The following is a 20398-nucleotide window of genomic DNA, read 5'->3' as shown; positions in this document are numbered from 1 at the left end:
GGCCCTCGGAGTGACGACCGGCGGGCGTGGCTGGGAGACTGTCCCTCGAGGTGATCCGCGCCGACCGGCGCGGCCGGGGTGAGGAAGGGCGTGGTCGGATGCTGCGGACGGGGGATCGGGCGGGGCGGTGCGCGATGGTGCTCGCGGGGGTCGGCGCGATGGCACTGTCCGGCTGCCAGGCGCAGTCCTCGATCGTTCCCGCGCACCGGGACGATCCGGTGGTGGTCGTCGAGACCGCATCCTTCGGCGAGGTCGAGATCGTCGGTCATATCTACGGCAACGCCCTGGTGCGGTCGGGGTCGCGGGTGACCGCCCGCCCGCAGGCCGGGACCCAGGACGAGGTCGTGGAGTCCGTGGTGACCGGGGAGGCGACGTTCACGATCGGGTTCACCGGTGAGTTGCTCCGGACCTTCGACGAGAACTCCACCGAGGTCGAGGCCGATGAGGTGTACACCGCCATGATGGCCGCCCTCCCGGAGGGCGTGACCGCGGCGGATCCTGCGCCCGCCGAGGACGCCCCCGTGTACGCGGTCACCCGGCACACCTCGGAATCGCGAGACCTGCGGACGATGTCCGACCTGGCCGGGAGGTGCGGTGACTTCACCCTCGGCGCACGCGAGGAGGCGCTCGCGGACCGGGAGCTCGCCACATCCGTCGGTACCACCTACGACTGCGGTTTCGGCCGTCGCGTGGCGTTGGGGCCCAACCCCCGCGCGGTGTTCGACGCCCTGCGGGAAGGGGAGATCGGGGTGGGTCTGGTCCAGTCGGCCGACCCCGTCCTCCATCCGGAGGACATCGTCGCGTTGGACGACGACGAGGACGCCGTCCTCGCCCAGCACCTCGTGCCCGTGTTCCGCAAGGGCTCGCTCTCGGAGGATCAGCTCGCCCTGGTGAACCGGATCAGCGGGGAGCTGACCACCGAGGACGTCCGCGAGCTCCTGCTGGGGGTCGAATTCGGTTCCGCGACCCCCGTCGCGTTGGCGAACTACTGGTTGGACGAGCACGGTTACTGACCTCCGCGAGGGGTGGAACACGAGGAAGGGCCCGACCTGGTGGTCGGGCCCTTCCTCCTACGCGGTCACTCGAGGTCCGCGGTCCTCCGATTCGGCGGTTACTCGAACGCTTGGTCCACCAGCGCCTTCTGCTCGACGGCGTGGACCTTGCTCAGACCCGTCGAGGTCGCGGCCATCGGGCGACGCGAGACCCGCTTGAGCGGCGGGAAGTCCTCGATGCGCTCGGGCAGCTCCAGGGCGAGGAAGCTCCACGCTCCCTGGTTCGCCGGCTCCTCCTGAACCCACCGGACCTCGGTGAGGTTCGGGTAGTGGTCCAGCGCCTCGCGCAGCCGGCGGTGCGGCACCGGGTGGATCTGTTCGACCCGGACGATCGCGATGTCGTCGCGGCCCTCCTTCTCTTGGCGGGCGGCGAGCTCGTAGTAGAGCTTCCCGGACACCAGCAGCATGGTCTTGACCTTGCCGGGGTCCTTCGAACCGTCGGCGAACGTCGGGTCGTCGAGAACCGAACGGAACTTGCCGTTGGTGAAGTCCGAGATCGCGCTGACGGCCTTCTTGTTCCGCAGCATCGACTTCGGCGTGAAGACCACCTGCGGCCGCTTGATGCCGTCGGTGGCATGACGACGCATGAGGTGGAAGTAGTTCGCCGGGGTCGACGGCTGCGCGACGGTCATCGAGCCCTCGGCACACAGCTGGAGGAACCGCTCGATGCGGCCGGACGTGTGGTCCGGGCCCATCCCCTCGTGCCCGTGCGGCAGGAGAAGGGTGACGGAGGACTTCTGACCCCACTTGGCCTCACCGGAGGAGATGTACTCGTCGATGATGGTCTGCGCGCCGTTGACGAAGTCACCGAACTGCGCCTCCCACAGCACCAGTGCCTCCGGGTCCCCGACCGAGTAGCCGTACTCGAATCCGACGCCCGCGTACTCGGTGAGTGCGGAGTTCCACACCTCGAAGCGGCCCTCGGCGTCCTCGAGGTTCTGCAGGGGCGAGTAGGGCTCCGACGTGGTCTTGTCGACCACAACGGCGTGGCGTTGCGTGAAGGTTCCGCGTTGCGAGTCCTGACCTGCGAGACGCACGGTCCGGCCCTCCAGGACGAGGGAACCGATCGCCAGCAGCTCGGCGAACGCCCAGTCGATGTTGCCGTTGTAGGCCATCTTCTGGCGCGCCTCGTAGACCGGCTTCACCCGCGAGTGGATGTGGAAGTCCGCGGGCAGGTTGCCGAAGGCGTCGCCGATGGCGTGGACGACCGACTCGTCCACCGCCGTCACCAGGCGCTTGGGCAGCGGCTGGTTGGGCAGGATCGACTCGGATGCCTTCACCGGGTGCTTCTCGAGCTCGCGGACCTCGTTGAAGACCCGCTCGAGCTGACCCTGGAAGTCGCGGAGAGCGTTCTCGGCCTCCTTCTCGGTGATGTCGCCGCGACCGACCAGATCCTCGGTGTAGGACTGACGGACGCTCTTCTTGTCGTCGATGACCTCGTACATCCGCGGCTGCGTCATCGACGGGTCGTCGGCCTCGTTGTGACCGCGGCGGCGGTAGCAGACGAGGTCGATCACGACGTCCTTCTTGAACTGCTGGCGGAAGTCCATCGCCAGCCGGGCGACCCGCACGCATGCCTCGGGATCGTCACCGTTCACGTGGAAGATCGGCGAGCCGATCATCTTGGCGACGTCCGTGGAGTACTGGCTGGAGCGCCCGGCCTCGGGCGCCGTGGTGAACCCGATCTGGTTGTTGACGACGATGTGGATCGTGCCGCCGGTGCGGTAACCGTCGATCTGAGAGAGGTTCAGGGTCTCCGCGACCACTCCCTGTCCGGCGAATGCCGCGTCACCGTGCAGCATGAGCGGCACGACCGGGTACTCGGAGCGCCATTCCGGATCCTCGATGAGGTCCTGCTTGGCGCGGACGATTCCCTCCAGGACCGGATCGACGGCCTCGAGGTGCGACGGGTTGGCGGTGAGCGACACCTTGATCTCGTTCTCGCCGAACATCTGGTACTGGATGCCCTCGGCCCCGAGGTGGTACTTGACGTCACCCGACCCGTGCGCGGCGGAGGGGTCCATGTTGCCCTCGAACTCGGTGAAGATCTGCCGGTAGGGCTTGCCCACGATGTTGGCGAGCACGTTGAGCCGCCCGCGGTGGGGCATGCCGATCACGACCTCGTCGAGGCCGAACTCGGCGGCCTCGTCGATCACCGCGTCCATCATCGGGATGACGGACTCGGCGCCCTCGAGGGAGAAGCGCTTCTGGCCGACATACTTGGTCTGCAGGAACGTCTCGAAGGCCTCCGCGGCGTTCACCTTGGACAGGATGTACTTCTGCTCGGCGACGGTCGGCTTGTCGTCGACCCCCTCGAGGCGCTCCTGGATCCACTGGCGCTGCTCGTTCTCGAGGATGTGGGTGTACTCGATACCGATCTTGCGGCAGTAGGCCGCACGCAACGCGGACAGTACGTCCCGCAACCGCATCTTGTCCTTGCCGACGAACCCGCCGACGGAGAACTTGCGGTCGAGGTCCCACAGGGTGAGCTCGTGGGAGTTGACGTCGAGGTCCGGGTGGAACGTGCGACGCCGCTTGGCGTGCTTCCCGTCGAGCGGGTCGATGTCGGCCATGAGGTGGCCGCGGTCGCGGTAGGCGGCGATCAGCTCGAGGACGCGTGCGTCCTTGTCCACCCGCGGGTCGGTGATGTCCTGACGCCACCGGACCGGCTCGTAGGGGATGCCGAGTACGTCGAAGATCTCGTCATAGAACTCGTCCGCGATCAGCAGGCGGTGGATCTCACGCAGGAACTCGCCGGATTCGGCGCCCTGGATGATCCGGTGATCATACGTGGAGGTGAGGGTGGTGATCTTGCCGATGGCGTTGTTGGCCAACTGCTCGTCACTCGCGCCCTGGAACTCGGCGGGGTACTCCATCGCGCCCACGCCGAGAATGGCGCCCTGGCCCACGGTGAGGCGCGGGACCGAGTGCACCGTGCCGATTCCGCCGGGGTTCGTCAGCGAGATCGTGACGCCGGAGAAGTCGTCCATCGTCAGCTTGCCCTCGCGGGCGCGGGCGACGATGTCCTCATAGGCGTCGAGGAATCCGCGGAAGTCGAGCTTCTCGCAGTTGCGGATCGCGGCCACGACCAAGGACCGGCCGGCCTTGGTCTTCATGTCGATCGCCAGACCGAGGTTGATCCCGTTCGGGGTGACGACGTTCGGCTTGCCGTCGACCTCCTCGTAGTGGTTGTTCAGGTTCGGGTAGGCCTTGACGGCCTGGACCATGGCGTACCCGATGAGGTGGGTGAAGGAGATCTTCCCGCCGTGGGTGCGCTTGAGGTGGTTGTTGATGACCACCCGGTTGTCGACCATCAGTTTCGCCGGGACCGCGCGGACCGAGGTCGCGGTGGGGAGGGACAGCGACGCGTTCATGTTCTTGACGATCGCGTTGGCCGCGCCCCGGATGACCTTGCTCTCCTGCTCCGCGGGGGGCTCGTACTCGGGGCGTGACGGCTTCTTCGTCGCCGCGGTGTCGGACTTCTTCCGCGCCTCCGACTTGTGCTCCGGGGCGGGCACCCCCTCCCCGCGGGCCTTGCGCTTGGGCGAGGCGTCGGCAGCGGGCTTCGCCGCGATGTCCTTAACGGACGCCTCGGGGGTGGAATCGTCGACGGTGATCTCGGACGGCTTCTTGTCTGATGTGACCGATTCCCCACTGCTCCCACCTCCCGATCGGGGCCGACTGCTCTTGCCGGATTTCCCGCCCGAGCTGCCGGGGGAGGTGCCGTTGGTCGAGTCACCACCGGAGGAGGAGGCGGCCTCCGGGTTGGCGTCGAAGAACTCGTGCCAGGACTTGTCCACGGAGGACGGGTCCTTGGCGAACCGCTCGTACATCTCGTCTACGAGCCACTGGTTCTGTCCGAACTGTGAGACGTTGTTGCTCACGATCTCTTGGTGCCTCTCTGGTTCTGTGGTGGGTTTCACACGTCAATGGATCCAGGCTAGACCTTCTGCCCGAGCCGGGCTCTCCGATCTCACCTGACAGGGGGATGCCCCCGGCCCGTCACGGCAGGGTCACGTTGCGGGCCACGAGTCCGGTGGCGTGCCGAACGCGGCATCAGCGGTCTCCACGACCGTCCGCCCCAGCTTCCGGTTGCCCCATCCACCCACGGCGGCGCCGAGCCCCGCGGGTGCCAGTTTGCCCACGGCGAGCCCTGCCCGCTTCACGGCGAACTTCCTGACGAAGCGGGTCATCATCCGACGGTTGATCTCCTTCAGCCCGGGTACCCGGAGTGCACGGCCGGCCAACGAGCCGCCCGTGGCCGCCCCTCCCGACGAGCTGACCGCGTTGGCCAGGATGGCGGTGCCGGACGCACCCAACATGACTGTCATGACCAGCAGTTCCTCGTGCTCGTCGTGGCGGACGTCCACGCCGTGGACCTCGGCCACGGCGAGCGTGTAGAACGCGGCGGCCTCGAGGAACACCAGCGATTCCGCGCCGATCGCGCCGAAGGCGACGATGGTTCCGAGACCCGGCACCGCGGCCGTGGCACCCACGGCCGCACCGGACGCGGTGACGGTGTTCAGGAACCGCGCGTCGAGACGCTGGCGGATCCGGGCCGGGCTCTCGTCGGGGTGATGGGCCCGGAGTGTGCGTACGTAGGCACGGGCGGCACCGGTCTGGCTCCGGATCGCCCGGCGCAGGGCGGCAGTGATCACCCCCGCGGCCGGGCCGGAGACGTCGGATTCAGCGGGCACTCGATCGGGCACTGGGCACTCCTGGAGGTCAAGGCGGCGCGGGGGGCGGGCCGGGCTCGAACCTCCACCGTACGTAAGGCGCGCGGGGTGGTGGCTCAGGGCAGCACACGCTCGGTGTAGTCGTTGCCGAAGACACGCTCCGGGTCGAGACGGTCACGGACGGACACGAAGTCGTCGAAGCGGTCCACCATGGCGGACAGGTCCTCCGCGGTGCGGGTGTGCATCTTTCCCCAGTGCGGTCGCCCGCCGGCGGCGAGGAAGATCCCTTCCGCGAGACGGAACAGTTCGGTGTGATCCATCAGGTGGTACTGGTGCACGGCGATGTAGCAGACCTCGCGTCCGTACGCCGTGGACATCCACACGTCGTCGGCGGCGGCGAACCGCACCTCCACGGGGAACGGGGTGACGATGCCGGAGCGGTCGATGGTGTCGCGGAGGTCGCGCAACACCCCGGCCGCCGCCGCGACGGGCACGGCGTACTCCATCTCCCGGAAGCGGACCCGCCGCGGGGAGGCGAAGACCCGGTAGCTCCGGTCGGTGAAGTCCCGTGCGGACAGAGCCCGTGAGGCGACCCGGTTGAGCCGGGGGGTCAGCGCCGGACGTCGGGTCGCGGCTCGGCACACCACGTCGAAGACCTCGTTGGAGAGGAGTTCGTCGCCGATCAGACCCCGGATGCGTCCCACCGGGTGCAGCTCGGCGTCCCCGGGCAACCGGGTGTTGCGTTTGACGTTGATCGCGTCGGTGTGGGGGAACCAGAAGAACTCGGCGTGGTCCGCGGAACGTGCGAAACCCTCCAGGTCCGCCAGTGCGGCGGTCAGGGTCCACGGACGCTCCTCGGCCTGCAGTGCGAAGGCCGGGACGCATCGGACCGTCATCTTGGTGATGATCCCCAGTGCGCCGATCCCGAGGCGGGCCGCCTCGAACACCTCGGGGTCGGATTCGCGGGAACAGGTGAGAACGGAACCGTCGGCGGTGACGAGCTGGAGGCCGACGACCGTGGCGGGCAGGCCCGGTGCCGCACATCCCGTGCCGTGGGTCCCGGTCGACACCGCCCCGGCGAGGGACTGTTCGGCGAAGTCCCCGAGGTTCGGCTGTGCCAGACCGAGCTCCCACAGCAGCGGTCCCAGTCGGTGCAGCCGGGTACCCGCCCAGACGGTCACGTCCGCGCCGTCGACGCGACCGTCAGCACCACGGGTCGGCACGATCGATTCCACGCCGGCCAGGTCGTCCAGGGACACGAGCACGCCGTCCGTCGCGGCCGCCGGCGTGAAGGAATGGCCCGCGCCGACACACTTGACCCTGGTTCCGCGCTCGGCCGCCCGCGTGACCACGTCGCTCACCTCGGCAACGGTCGTCGGGAGCGACCGGCCCGAGGGAGAGGCCAGGACATTGCCGGCCCAGTTCTGCCAGGGGGCCACCGAGGTCGTCATGGCAGGAGAGGGTACCCGCGCGAGGCGGGGCGGGAGGCGGTCCTGGACCATCGACCCGGAGTGGGGGCGGACGCCCGGCACGCCGGGGGAGCGGGTGCCGTGAACGGTGTGCACGTCCACCTCGTCGTCGTACCATGGACGGGTGACCAGACGACTTCCTGCCGATCAGCGCCGGGCGCAGCTCCTCCAGGCCGCCCTCGAGATCGCCGAACACGACGGACTGGGTGCGGTGACCGTCCGCGGCGTGGCCGAACGGGCGGGCGTGTCGCTGGGGGTCGTCCACTACTGCTACACGGATAAGGAAGAGCTTCTCCGCGAGGTCATCGGCGCCGTCAACTCGGAGGTCCACCAGGCCGCCCGGGCCTTCGTGAGCGTCGACTTCGATTCCGGGATCCGGGGCACCGAGGGCCTGCGGCGACGGCTGTACGAGGCGATCGACCTGATCTGGGCGGTGATCTCCGCATCGCCCGACCGGCAGCTCCTCACCTACGAGATCGTGTCGTACTCGCTGAGGACCCACGGGCTGCCCGAAGTCGGCCTGGCCCGCGACCAGCAGGAATCCAACGAGGCCATCGTGCGTTCGGTGCTCGAGCGCACGGCGCAGTCCGCCGACGTGCAGTGGGCGATGGGCCTCGACGACATGGTGCGCGTCGTCCTGTCGATCATCACCGGCATCAGCCTGCGGTGGCAGATCTACCGGAACGACGACGAGGCCAACGACCTCCTCCACCGGGCGGTCGACCTCGTCGTACGGGACGCGCGACCGGTCGACGGTGCCTAGCAGGGAGGCGGACGGCCTCCCCGTGGTCGTCGACGCGCTCCGGGTCGCGACCGCGGGCCTCGACGCGCCCCTCGCCGCTCTGCACCTGCCGAGTCTGCGGGCGAACGTGGACGACCTATGCCGTCGGGCAGGGGGCACCAGGATCCGGGTGGCGAGCAAGTCAGTGAGATCCCGAGGCGTGCTGCGGGAGGTGCTCGGCGACCGGCTGCGCGGCGACGACTCCGTCCGCGGAATCATGGCCTACTCGCTGGACGAGGCGTTGTGGTTGGTGGAATCGGGGTGCGACGACGTCCTGATGGGGTACCCCACCGTCGACCGCTCGGCCCTGGGACGCCTCGGAGCAGATCCGCAGGCGCTGGAGTGCGTGACACTCATGGTCGACCATCCGCGTCAGCTGGAGATCGCGCGGGAGGCGGGGGCGTCCGGGGCGCGGGTGTGCATCGACGTCGACTGCTCCCTCCGGCTCGGGCCCGCCCACCTGGGCGTGCGCCGCTCCCCGCTGCGCGGACCGGACGACGTCGAGCCGCTGGTACGGCGGGCCGTCGCCACCGGCTTCCGCGTGGTGGGCGCGATGTTCTACGAGGCACAGGTGGCCGGAGTGCCCGATGACGTACCGGGGATCGGCGTCGTCAAACGGCTCTCGATGCGGCGGCTGCGGGATGTGCGACCGGCGGTGGCGTCCACGATCGAGTCGGTCACCGGGACACCGCCGGAGATCATCAACTCCGGGGGATCCGGGTCCGTCGCCGAGAGCGCCGGGGCGCCCGCCGTCACCGAGGTCACCGCGGGATCGGGACTGTACGTGCCGGGGCTGTTCGACGCCTATCGGACCTTCACCCCGCGGCCGGCGCTGCTGTTCGCACTGCCCGCCGTGCGGACGCCGGCCCGTGGTCTCACCACGTTCCTGTACGGGGGATACGTCGCGTCCGGCGTCCCGGGGCGCGACCGGCTCCCGGTGCCCGCCGCCCCGGCGGGGTTGCGATACCTCGGTCGGGAGGGGGCCGGAGAGGTCCAGACGCCCGTGCGGGGGCAGGTGGCCATCGGCGAGAGCGCATGGTGGCGTCACGCGAAGGCGGGGGAACTGTGCGAGCGGTTCGACACTCTCCACGTGGTGGACGAGACTGCTGACGGGCCCGTCGTGGTGGATCGCTGGCCCACCTACCGTGGTGAAGGGAAGTGTTTCGGATGACCGACGCCCAGCAGATGTCCGGGCAGGCGCGGGAGCGGATGCATGCCGAGGCCGTCGCGATCACGGCGGACCTAGTGTCGATCGACTCGACCAACACCGGTGACCCCGCGACGATCGGCGACGGCGAGACGAGGGTGTGCCGCCGGATCGCCGAGTACCTCGACGAGGTCGGCATCTCCAGCGAACTCGTGGAGTCTGTTCCCGGACGAGGGAGCCTGTTCGCCCGGATCGAGGGAGCCGACCCGGACGCGGGCGGACTGGTCGTGCACGGACACGTCGACGTCGTCCCCGCGGTCGCCGAGGACTGGACCGTCCCGCCGTTCGACGGTGAGATCCGCGACGGCTGGCTCTATGGTCGAGGCACCGTCGACATGAAGAACATGATCGGCATGATGCTCGCGGTGGTCCGCCACTACCGCCGGGAGGGGATCGTGCCCCGGCGGCCGCTGCTGCTCGCGTTCTTCGCGGATGAGGAGGCCGCGGGGATCATGGGTGCCAAGTGGGTGGTCCGGGAGCGGCCCGAGATCTTCGACGGCATGACCCAGGCGCTCAGCGAGGTCGGGGGCTGGTCGGTACCGGTCGACGGCCGCCGCCTCTACCCGATCGCCGTCGCCGAGAAGGGCGTCGCCTGGGCCACGGTGACCGCACACGGGACCGCCGCACACGCGTCCCGCCCGACCGGGGACAACGCCGTCGCCGCGATCGCCGGGGCGGTTCATCGCGTGGCCGATCTCGACTTTCCGGTGCAGCCGACCGAGGCAAACACCGCGCTGGCCGCGGCGGTCGGTCGGCTGGCCGGAGGAAGCGGCGAGGTCGCCGAACTGCCGGATCGGCTCGAGGTCCTCGGGCACTTCGGGCCCCTCGTCTCCGCCTCGCTGTCCCACACCGCCTCACCGACGGTCCTGTCCGCCGGGTACAAGACCAACGTCATCCCCACCGAGGCACGCGCGGAGATCGACTGCAGAGTACTCCCCGGAGGTGAGGACACGTTCCGTGCCGAGATCGAGCAGGAGCTCGGCCCCGACGTGACGGTCGAGTGGATCTGGGAACCACCGATCGCCGCACCGGCCGACGCCCCGTTCGTGGAGGTGATCCGCGAGGCCGTCAGGCAATCCGACCCCGATGCCATGGTCGTGCCGTACCTGTTGCCCGCGAGCACGGACAACAAGCATCTGGCCCCGCTCGGGATCGACGGCTACGGGTTCGTCCCACTGCGCGTGCCCGACGAGTTCGACGTCTTCGGCCATTTCCACGCCGTGGACGAGCGGGTACCGGTGGACGCACTGCATTTCGGTGCCGACGTGCTCGCCCGAGTGCTCCGATCCGCGTGAGGGGCGCGCTCACCGGACATCCGACGCCGTCTGCGCGGACCCGCCTGCCCGCGGACGTCTGGGTCCTCGTCGCGGCCGCGTTCGCCGTGGCGATCGGCTACGGCCTGGTCGCGCCGGTGCTGCCGCAGTTCGCCCGCAGCTTCGACGTGTCGGTCACGGCGGCGTCGGTCATCGTCAGCGCATTCGCGTTCTTCAGGTTGGTGTTCGCGCCGGCCGGTGGGTTCCTCGTCGACAAACTCGGCGAGCGGTGGGTCTACATGTCCGGTCTCCTCATCGTGGTGGTCTCCACGTTGGCGACCGGGCTGGCGCAGAACTACTGGCAGCTCCTGGTCTTCCGCGGTCTCGGCGGTCTCGGGTCGACGATGTTCACGATCTCCGCGATGGCCCTGCTCACCAGATTGTCCCCGCCCGGCGCCCGGGGACGGATCGCCGGCCTGTACGCGACCGCGTTCCTCATCGGCAATATCGGCGGTCCGGTTCTGGGCGGATTGTTGGCGGGCTTCGGCATGCGCATCCCGTTCTTCGTCTACGCCGGCACGCTGCTGGTGGCGACCGGCGTGGTGGCGGTCTTCCTCCGCGGGGGCCGACGGCCCTCACCCGACGACGGGTCCCCCGAGCAGGAACCCCTCCCGGTCGCCGAGGCGCTACGGCACAGCGGGTACCGTGCCGCGCTGATCTCCAGCTTCGTCAACGGGTGGACCTCGTTCGGTGTGCGGGTCGCCATCGTCCCGCTGTTCGCCGCGGCCAACTTCGATGCCGGCGCCGGTATCGCCGGCACCGCGCTGGCGTCGTTCGCGGTGGGGACCGCCTCGGTGGTCTCCGCGGCCGGGTGGTTGTCCGACAGGTACGGGCGACGTCCGATGGTGATCCTGGGTCTGGTGATCTCCGGTGTCACCACCCTCGTCCTGGGCTGGTGTGACACCGTGCCGTTGCTCGTGGCGGCCTCGGTCATCGCCGGGATGGGCGCCGGGATCCTCAACCCGTCGCAACAGGCCGCTGTCGCGGACGTGATCGGCGCGGACCGGGCAGGCGGCAAGGTCCTCGCCACCTTCCAGATGGCCAGCGACTCCGGAGCGATCCTGGGACCGGTCGTGGTGGGGCTGGTGGTGGACCTGCTGGGCTACAAGGCGGGGTTCGCGGTGTCCGGTGTGCTCCTATTGGGGGCCGCGATCCCGTGGATCATCGCCGAGGAGACCCGTGAGGCCACGAACCCGGTGACCACGGGGGAGTGACCTGCGGCAGCCGTGTCGCTCAACAGCCCCCGGACGCCGTAGAATGTAAAACCTCATGGAGAACAACGACGAGGACCGTACCGCCACCGCCGGCGACGAGGTCGACACCGACGCCAGCAATCCCGAACCAGCCTCCGCCGCGGACAACGGCGCCGCGAACAATGGCGCCGCGAACAATGGCGCCGCGGACAACGGCGCTGCGGACACGGCCGCGCCCGCGCGCACCGGCGCCGCCGCCCCTGCAGCCGGCGGTGAGGACGAGCCCGAGGTGACGTTCGCCGACATGGGGCTGGCCCCCGCGGTCGCGCAGGCGGTCAGGGACGTGGGTTACGAAGTCCCCTCCGCCATCCAGGCCGCGACGATCCCGCTGGTCCTCGAGGGGCGTGACGTGGTCGGCCTGGCACAGACCGGCACCGGTAAGACCGCCGCGTTCGCGCTGCCCATCCTGTCGCTGATCGACCCGGCGGTGAAGAGCCCCCAGGCCCTCATCCTGGCGCCGACCCGAGAGCTCGCCCTCCAGGTCGCCGAGGCCTGTGTCACGTACTCGGCGAACATGCCGCAGGTGAACGTCTTGCCCATCTACGGCGGGCAGGCCTACGGCATCCAGCTCTCGGGGCTGCGACGCGGTGCGCAGATCATCGTCGGCACCCCGGGGCGTGTGATCGACCACCTGAAGAAGGGCACGTTGGACCTGTCGGGTCTGCGGCACCTCGTCCTGGACGAGGCCGACGAGATGCTCGCGATGGGGTTCCAGGAGGACGTCGAGCGGATCCTGTCGGACACCCCGGAGACGACCCAGGTGGCCCTGTTCTCGGCGACCATGCCCGCCGCGATCCGGCGGATCTCGCAGAAGTACCTCACCAATCCGACCGAGGTGAAGGTCGCGTCCAAGACCTCGACCGCGCCGAACATCACGCAGCGCTACGTCCTGGTCAATCACCGCGACAAGCTCGACGCTCTGACGAGGATCTTCGAGGTCGAGGACTTCGACGCGATGATCCTGTTCGTCCGGACGAAGTCCGCCACCGAGGAGCTGGCCGAGCGACTCCGTGCACGGGGGTTCTCCGCCGCGCCCATCAACGGCGACATCCCGCAGAACCTGCGTGAGCGCACGATCGAGGCGCTGAAGGACGGTCGCACGGACATCCTCGTCGCCACCGACGTGGCCGCCCGAGGTCTCGACGTCCCCCGGATCAGCCATGTCGTCAACTACGACATCCCGCACGACACCGAGTCCTACATCCACCGGATCGGCCGGACCGGTCGCGCCGGTAGGAGCGGTGAGGCGCTGCTCTTCGTCACCCCGCGCGAGCGCCGGCTCCTCTCCCAGATCGAGCGGGCCACCCGCCAACCGTTGACCGAGATCCAGCTCCCGAGCGTGGACGACGTCAACGAGATGCGGATGGCCAAGTTCGCACAGTCGATCACCGAGAGCCTCGAGGACCCGAGCATCGCGCTCTTCCGCCGACTGGTGGAGGAGTACGCCTCCGAGCACTCGGTCTCGATGTCCGACATCGCCGCCGCTCTGGCGACCCAGTCGCGGAACTCGGACGACTTCCTCATGCGGGAGCCCGAGCGCCCGCCGCGCCGGGACGACCGTCGCGAGCGGCCGGCACGCGACTTCTCGGACGGGCCGCGTCCGTCGCGGTCGGGGAAGAACATGGGGCAGTACCGGATCGCCGTGGGTAAGCGGAACAACGTCAAGCCCGGCTCGATCATGGGCGCCCTGGCCAACGAGGCCGGGCTCCGGGGCGGTGACATCGGACGCATCTCGATCCGGTTCGACCACTCGATCGTCGAGCTGCCGGCGGATCTCCCCGCGGACCAGCTCAACTCGATGAAGGGAATCCGGGTCGGGGGTTCCGAGATCGACATCCGCCCCGACTCCGGCGCTCCGTCGGGTCGTCCGTCGTCGTTCCGGGACGACAGGGGCGGCAAGCCGCGTGGCGGCGGACCCCGTCGCGATGACCGTGGCGACCGAGGTGACCGTGGTGACCGGCGTGGCGGCCGTGACGAGAAGCGCGACGACCGTGGGGGCTTCCGCCGCGGTGACGACGACCGCCGCGGTGGCGGGTTCCGCGGGCGTTCCGGCGGGGGCCCGGACCGCCACTGACGCCGGGCCCTACGGGCCGGTCGGGCACCGCCGGACCGCACCGGCGAGAGCGTCATGGTCGGCCCTCGTCACCGGCAGGCCGTAGGCGACGGCCGCGGTGAGGTACCGGGAGGCGTAGAAGCAGTGTCGACCGGGATCCGGGGGTAGCCAGTCCGCCGGGGTCGAGTCGCTCTTGCCGGTGTTGACCGACGCTGTGACGGCGAGCAGGTTCCGGTCGATGTCGTTGGCGAACGCGGCACGGCGCCCGGCCGGCCACGACCACGCCCCCAGGTCCCACGCCGCCGAGAGCGGGTAGACGTGGTCGACGTGGATGCCGCGCACCCCCGTGGTGCCCGCGTCGACGAGCCTGCCGGTGTACGGATCGGTCAGGACTCCGCCAGACACCTCGCACCGTGCCCCGGGTGTCCTGGTGCCGCCGACGAGGTCGCGGGCCAGGACATCGTGACGGGTGGAGCACCCGTTTCCGGCCCCCGGCGCCCCGGTCGTGTCACTCCAGGCCGGGCCGAACACGCACCCTGACGCGCCCGAGCAGTCCCGCTCGTACCCGGGAGCGGGGTTCCGCGACTCCACCACCTCGACCGCGTCGAGCAGTGCCTCCACCGCGTCCCGCGGTGGGCTGCCCGGGACGGAGCGGGGCGGTTGGCCGGACCACCACACGGCGGCGAGCACGCCGAGCACGACGAGGGCCAGGGCGAGCGCCCGGGGTGCGGGCGGCGGCACGACTCGGCCAGCAAGGTGCCTCCGGGTACGGGGATCATGGCTCACGCATCGAGTCTGACGCGGGGGGTCGCCGGCTCCCGCCCGCCGAGGGGGGCGGCAGGGCGGGACTGTGGACAGGTGGGCGCCTGTGGACGGCGGCCTCGCCCGTACCTCTCAGGGGAGCACGCCGGCCCGCTGTCGGACCCACGTGCTTACATGTGCACGTGACCCCGACCGCCGCACCCCGACTACACGCCGTGTGGCAGTCCGGGGTCGTCGGCTTGTGGTGCGAGACGGGATTGCGTAGGCCGGTATCGATCGCCCCCGCCGCCGAGGTCACGGCTGTGGGCCGGGCCGGAGCCCCGCCGGAGGTGATCCGGTTCCTGGAGCGCTACTCGCTGACGCACCGGATCGGGGTTCGTGCCCCGGTCGAGGGCCGGGTCCGGACCGCGACGGTGCCGGGGATCCGGGTCTCGGTCGGCGCGGCGGTGGATCTGTGCGGGATGGTCGACGCCACCGACCACTGGGTCGGATCCGGGCTGCGGGCCCTCGCGGCGCTCTCGTCGGGCGTGGCCGCCTTCGTGCGTGCGGGGCACGTCGTCCCCGTCCTCGGCCGTTCGGAGGGCGCATGGGACGCGTCATGGACTCTCGCCGCCTCACCCGTGGTGTCGGCGTGGGCAGCGGAGAGCCTGTCCCGGTGCCACGGGCTGGTGGCGAACCGCGAGGACCTCGACCGACTACTCGCCGCCCTGGCGGACCAGCACGCGCGGATGGCCCTGGCGCCCCTGGCGGGCGATCGCCGGAGCGACCTGGGCACGGCCTTGATCACGGGCGGGGGCGTGACGTCCGGGGGCCAGGCGTTGGCGGAAGCGATCGGCGAGTTCGGACGGGCGGCGGCGGCACGGGACGTCGAGGTGGTGTTCCGGATCGTCGAGCCGACCGGCGGTGACGACGAGGGCCCGGGCGATTCCGACGGCGGGGCCGGGCACGCCGCGCCCGGGGAGATCCTGTGGCGGCTGGAGACGCTGGTGCGCACGGGCATCGATTCCCTTCGGCCCTTCACCGAGCTGCCCGATACGTCGGCCGTGGGTGACGCGGTGCGCGACGTCGTCGACCGGGCGGTCCGGTCGTGGCCACCGCTGGGGCGTGCCACCCACACCGCCGGCAGTCCGGACCTGATGATGCCCACCGACCTGGTGGTGCAGTTGGTCGACGAGGGGGTGGAGGCACTACGGGGGAGAGGTGTCGAGATCCTCCTGCCGCGAGCCTGGACCAGGGTGCGGACCGCCGTCCGGGTCGCGGTCACGGAGCCGGGCACCGAGAACGTCGACTCGGGTCGCCGGCTCGGGCTCGATCAGCTGGCGGACGTGAACTGGGAGATGGTCGTCAACGACGTCCCCCTCGACCCCGCCGAGGCCCAGATGCTCCTCGACGCCGCGTCCGATCTGGTCAGGCTCCGCGGACAATGGGTCCGGGCGGACCCCGGTGCACTGCGTCGGGCGGCCCGCTTCCTCGCCGCGCGGCGCGGGGGGCGGGTCACGGCACCCGCACTGGTCGCCGCCCTGATGTCCGAGGAAGGCGAGGGCGTCGAGGTGGAGGCGCCCACGACCATCGACTGGATCCCCTCGTCGTCGTCGATCCCGGTCGACCTCCCACCCTGGTTCCGCGCCACGCTCCGTCCGTACCAACTGGAGGGGGTGCGGTGGTTGACCGCGCTGTCCAGCGCCGATGTCGGCGCGGTGCTGGCCGATGACATGGGGCTCGGAAAGACCATGCAGGTGCTCGCGCTCACCGCGTCCGAGCACGCGGCGGGCCGGACCGGCCCCACTCTCGTCGTGGCGCCGCTCACCCTGGTGGCCACCTGGGCCCGGGAGTCGGCGACGTTCGCCCCGGAGCTGCGGATCCACGTCCATCACGGACCGGCCCGCGAACGGGGTGACGACGCGGCCACACTACTCGGAGCCGCCGACCTCGTGCTGACCTCCTACGGGACGGCGTCCCGGGACGCGGAACTCCTCGCCCGGGTGGCCTGGCGGCGGCTGGTCGCCGACGAGGCCCAGACCATCAAGAACCCCTCCACCTCGGTCGCGCGCGCCGTCGTCTCGATCCCGGCGGAGCACCGGATCGCGCTGACCGGGACACCGGTGGAGAACCGGTTGGACGAGCTCCGCGCCGTCCTGGACTTCGCCAATCCGGGGATGTTGGGTTCGGCCAGCACCTTCCGTGCCCGGTTCGCGATCCCCATCGAGTCCCACCGCGACGAGGCCGCGGCATCGAGGCTCCGGGCACTCGCCGCACCGTTCGTGCTGCGCCGCCTCAAATCCGACCCCCGCGTGGTCGCCGATCTCCCGGGCAAGCAACACATCAGGGTCGATTCGCCCCTGACCCGTGAGCAGGCGACCCTGTACCGGGCGGTCGTCGAGGACATGATGGAACAGGTCAAGGAGTCCGAGGGGGCCGCCCGCAAGGGCGCCATCCTCTCGGGGCTCACAGCCCTGAAGCAGGTGTGCAACCACCCCGCCCACTACCTCGGGGACGGGTCCGCACTCCTGCGCGGCGGCCGCCACCGTTCGGGCAAACTCGCCGCACTCGACGAGGTCCTCACCGAGATCCTCGATGCGGGGGAGAAGGTGCTGCTGTTCACCCAGTACCGGGCGTTCGGCGATCTGATCCTGCCCCTACTCGAGCGTCGGGCCGCCACCGCCGTGCCATTCCTGCACGGCGGGGTCACCGCGGCCGGACGGGCTCAGATGGTCGAGGAGTTCCAGGCATCGCACGGCCCACCGGTGATGCTCGCGTCGCTACGCGCGGGAGGGACCGGACTGACCCTCACCGAGGCCAACCACGTCGTACACCTGGATCGCTGGTGGAACCCGGCGGTGGAGAACCAGGCCACCGACCGGGTCCACCGCATCGGCCAGACCCGGGTGGTCCAGGTGCGCACGCTCGTCGCACCGGGCACGGTCGAGGACCGTATCGACGAACTCCTCGAAGCCAAGCGGGACCTCGCGGAGTTGACGCTGGGACCGTTGGCAGGCGCGCTGACCGAGCTCGCGGACGCGGACCTGGCGGCACTCGTCGAGTTCACCGACGTGGGGCGGGACGAACCGTGAGCGGCGAAGCGGGCATCCGGGCGAGGTCCCGGGCCGGGCAGTTCGGCGCACACATGTGGAGCAGACGCTGGGCGAGTGACATCGAATCCGGGGTCTCCCGGGGTGACGCCCACATGGCCCGACAGGACGCCCGCAAGGACAAGGTCCTCTCCCTGCACCACTCGGGCCGGTCGGTCCGGATCGACGTCGACGGGAGCAGACCGGAACCCTTCACAGTGGAGTTCACGTTCGCCCCGCTTGACGACACCGACTCCGACGCCCTGCGCACCGCCCTCAGGCGGGAGGAACGGGGCGTGCTCGGCGCCCTGGCCGGGGACTTCTCCGACACCGTCGGGTTCCTCCTCCTGCCCGCGGTGCACGGGGCAACCGCGTTCACCTGCCACTGTCCGGTGCAACCCGGCCCCTGCCGACACGTGCTGGCGGCCGCCTACATCATGGTCGAGTGGTGGGACTCCCGGCCGGAGGTGTTGTTCGAGCTCAGGGGTCTGCGACCCGAGCAACTCGGCGCCGTCCTCCGGGGCGGAGGGGACGACGACGAGGTGTCCTTCGACGTGGAGGAAGCGCTGTGGGGTGGTGAGCCGATCCTGCCGTCGTCGCCGGCACCCGGACCGGCCGGTCTCGAGGACCTGCTGGACGCGCCCGTCACCCGCAGGCTCGCCGCGGCGGCGACCAACGACGCGCTCGAGCAACTCCGGGTGGTGGCGGACCTCGAGGACTTCCTCGACGCGTTCGGCCGGTACCGACCGCGGTGAGGCGGGCCGCCGATGCGTAGCCTGTCGGACCCGCGTCCTACGATGCGGCCATGACCAACCCACGGGACGGCGACGCCATCCGATTCCTCCACTCAGCCGATTGGCAGCTCGGTATGACCCGGCGGTTCCTCGGAGACGAGTCCCAGGCCGTCTTCACGGCGGACAGGCTCGCGGCCGTGGAGGCACTCGGTGGGTTGGCGGAGCGACACGGGGCACAGTTCGTGGTGGTCGCGGGCGACGTGTTCGAGGACAACGCGGTGCCCCGGTCGGTGGTACTCCGCGCGGTCGAGGCCCTGTCCGCGTTCCCGGTGCCGGTGCTGGTGCTGCCGGGCAACCACGACCCACTGGACGTGTCCTCGGTGTTCCGGTGCAGGGACTTCTCCCCGGCGCTCGAGGGCGGGGCCGTCGTGGTCCTCGACGGTTCGGGCCCGGTCGAGGTCGTCCCCGGCGTCGAGGTGGTCGGCGTCCCGTGGACGTCCAAGCGCCCGGACCCATCGCGGTTACCGGCGCTTCTGGCGTCTCTCGAACCCACTGACTCCGTGCGGGTCCTCGTGGCGCACGGGGGTACCGACGAGATCTACGGCGGGCACTCCCCGTCGGTCGAGGCGATCGCCGTGGCTTCGCTCGAGGAGGCGACCGAGTCCCGCCGCCTGGACTACGTGGCGCTCGGGGACAGGCACTCGGTCACCCGCGTGGGCTCCGGCGGGCGCATCTGGTTCTCGGGGAGTCCGGAGACCACGGACTTCAACGACGTGGAGAAGGACTCCGGCAACGTCCTGCTGGTCGAGCTCGGTGGGAGAGATCCGTCGGGCGAGAGGCGAGCGTGCGAGGTCACCCCGCTGGCGACGGGCCGGTGGTCCTTCCTGGCGGTGGACGCGGAGATCGATACGGACGGGGACCTCGACTCCCTCGCCGAGCGGATCGAGGCGGTGCAGGACAAGCCGCGCACCGTGTTGAAACTCGGGCTGACCGGCACCGTCGGGGTGGCCCTGCGCGCGCGGATCGATGCGCTCCTGGAGACCTGGGACGCGGTGTTCGCCTCCGCGTTTCTGCGCCAGTCACGCACCCACCTCGTGGTCCGCGCGGAGGACTCGGACTTCACGGATCTCGTGGACGGGTACGCGGGCCGCGCGGTCGCGGACCTCGTCGACATGGCGGCCACCGGCGGGGTGGACGCCGAGGACGCCGGGCACGCCCTGAGCTTGCTGTACCGGCTCGTGGACGGGGGAACGCGATGATCCTGCACCGGTTGACGATCGAGGACTTCCGCGGGGTGGTGCGCGAGGAGGTCGACCTGCCCCCGCGTGGGGTGCTGGTGATCGAGGGCCCCAACGAGTCGGGGAAGACCAGCCTCATGGACGCCCTCGAGATGCTTCTCGAGCACAAGGCCTCGTCCGGGCGTGCCGAGATCAAGGCCGCCAGCCCTGTCGGCAGGGACGTTCCCGTGGTGGTGGAGGCCGAGTTCTCCGTCGACGGCGAACGGATGCGCTACCGCAAGGAGTTCGTCCGCGGCAAACGCACCTCCCTCGAGTTCCCGGGTTCGGCACGCATGGCGATGGCGGGAGACGACGCCCACGACTTCGTCCGCGACCTGTTGGACCGTCAGGTCGACAGGTCACTGTGGCGCGCCCTGCGCATAGCCCAGGACGAACCTCTGGGCCAGGTCGACGCGGCCAAGGGTATGGACTCTCTCCGCCGCGCGTTGGACGCCGCGGCGGGCGGTGAGGACCCGACCGGCGACGACTCGCTGGTCGAGCGCGTCGCCGAGGAACGCAATCGCTATCTCACTGCGCGGCGGGGCGAGCCGACCGGCGACCTGGCGCGGTCGGAGTCCCGGCTCATCGAGGCGCGGGCCGCGCTGTCCGAGGCACGGGCCCGGCACTCGGAACTCGACGCGGCGGTCGCGGACCACGAAGCCCGGTCCGCCGTCCATCGCGCGCGACTCGACTCGCTCGCCACGCTCGAGAAGGAAGTCGGGCGTCTCGAGGCCGCGGGCCGGGCAGTCGCGG

Annotated in this window: 14 protein-coding genes; 10 read left to right on the top strand and 4 right to left on the bottom strand. The window is 70.4% G+C overall.

The genetic code is table 11. From position 1 onward, the window contains the following. Positions 1–26 precede the first annotated feature (26 nt). Positions 27–1013, top strand: a complete 987-nt coding sequence (locus G6024_RS08905) for a glycine betaine ABC transporter substrate-binding protein (protein WP_235027824.1) — start codon at positions 27–29, stop codon at positions 1011–1013. Between the two features lie 98 nt (positions 1014–1111). Here the strand turns inward: G6024_RS08905 and G6024_RS08900 are convergent, their stop codons facing one another. The 3 genes from G6024_RS08900 to G6024_RS08890 form a co-directional block, all read right to left on the bottom strand. Next, positions 1112–4936, bottom strand: coding sequence for a multifunctional oxoglutarate decarboxylase/oxoglutarate dehydrogenase thiamine pyrophosphate-binding subunit/dihydrolipoyllysine-residue succinyltransferase subunit (locus tag G6024_RS08900; RefSeq protein WP_173674747.1), 3825 nt, complete (start codon positions 4934–4936; stop codon positions 1112–1114). A 129-nt stretch (positions 4937–5065) separates the two neighbouring features. Then, positions 5066–5761 carry a YbdD/YjiX family protein gene (locus tag G6024_RS08895; protein WP_159148518.1) on the bottom strand — a complete coding sequence of 232 codons (696 nt, stop codon included), beginning with the start codon at positions 5759–5761 and terminating at the stop codon, positions 5066–5068. Between the two features lie 83 nt (positions 5762–5844). Next, complete coding sequence (locus G6024_RS08890) at positions 5845–7179, bottom strand: FAD-linked oxidoreductase, L-gulonolactone oxidase family (protein WP_069389882.1); 1335 nt, start codon at positions 7177–7179, stop codon at positions 5845–5847. 142 nt (positions 7180–7321) lie between these two features. Between G6024_RS08890 and G6024_RS08885 the strand changes: the two genes are divergently transcribed. Genes G6024_RS08885 through G6024_RS08865 form a run of 5 tightly spaced genes read left to right on the top strand, consistent with a single transcriptional unit; the run spans position 7322 to position 13825 of the window. Next, complete coding sequence (locus G6024_RS08885; RefSeq protein WP_067718391.1) at positions 7322–7960, top strand: TetR/AcrR family transcriptional regulator; 639 nt, start codon at positions 7322–7324, stop codon at positions 7958–7960. Next, a complete protein-coding gene (locus tag G6024_RS08880) occupies positions 7953–9149 on the top strand; it encodes a type III PLP-dependent enzyme domain-containing protein (RefSeq protein WP_159148517.1) in 1197 nt (398 codons plus the stop codon). Before G6024_RS08885 ends, G6024_RS08880 begins: the two co-directional genes overlap by 8 nt. After that, positions 9146–10480, top strand: coding sequence for a M20/M25/M40 family metallo-hydrolase (locus G6024_RS08875; RefSeq protein ID WP_159148516.1), 1335 nt, complete (start codon positions 9146–9148; stop codon positions 10478–10480). The genes G6024_RS08880 and G6024_RS08875 overlap by 4 nt, the downstream gene beginning before the upstream one ends. Then, positions 10477–11712: an MFS transporter gene (locus tag G6024_RS08870; protein ID WP_067718383.1), complete on the top strand. Its 1236-nt coding sequence runs from the start codon at positions 10477–10479 to the stop codon at positions 11710–11712. Before G6024_RS08875 ends, G6024_RS08870 begins: the two co-directional genes overlap by 4 nt. 55 nt (positions 11713–11767) lie before the next feature. After that, positions 11768–13825: a DEAD/DEAH box helicase gene (locus tag G6024_RS08865; RefSeq protein ID WP_159148515.1), complete on the top strand. Its 2058-nt coding sequence runs from the start codon at positions 11768–11770 to the stop codon at positions 13823–13825. Between the two features lie 9 nt (positions 13826–13834). Here the strand turns inward: G6024_RS08865 and G6024_RS08860 are convergent, their stop codons facing one another. Continuing rightward, entirely contained in the window at positions 13835–14590 is a 756-nt protein-coding gene (locus G6024_RS08860; protein WP_173674748.1) for an HNH endonuclease family protein, read from the bottom strand. Between the two features lie 158 nt (positions 14591–14748). On the opposite strand from G6024_RS08860, the gene G6024_RS08855 reads away from it, so the two are divergent. The 4 genes from G6024_RS08855 to G6024_RS08840 form a co-directional block, all read left to right on the top strand. Next, a complete protein-coding gene (locus tag G6024_RS08855; protein WP_235027823.1) occupies positions 14749–17637 on the top strand; it encodes a DEAD/DEAH box helicase in 2889 nt (962 codons plus the stop codon). Beyond that, positions 17634–18389 (top strand): hypothetical protein, encoded by a 756-nt coding sequence (locus tag G6024_RS08850; protein ID WP_154827865.1) that lies wholly within the window; start codon positions 17634–17636, stop codon positions 18387–18389. Before G6024_RS08855 ends, G6024_RS08850 begins: the two co-directional genes overlap by 4 nt. Before the next feature lie 50 nt (positions 18390–18439). Then, entirely contained in the window at positions 18440–19627 is a 1188-nt protein-coding gene (locus G6024_RS08845; RefSeq protein ID WP_119191787.1) for a metallophosphoesterase family protein, read from the top strand. After that, on the top strand, positions 19624–20398 hold a 775-nt coding region (locus G6024_RS08840; protein ID WP_159148513.1), incomplete at its 3' end, for an AAA family ATPase. The genes G6024_RS08845 and G6024_RS08840, both read left to right, overlap by 4 nt.

Source organism: Dietzia maris, from assembly GCF_014144855.1.
Lineage (GTDB): Bacteria > Actinomycetota > Actinomycetes > Mycobacteriales > Mycobacteriaceae > Dietzia > Dietzia kunjamensis.
Note: the sequence above shows the minus strand (reverse complement) of the source record. Positions and strands in the feature narration are given on the sequence as shown.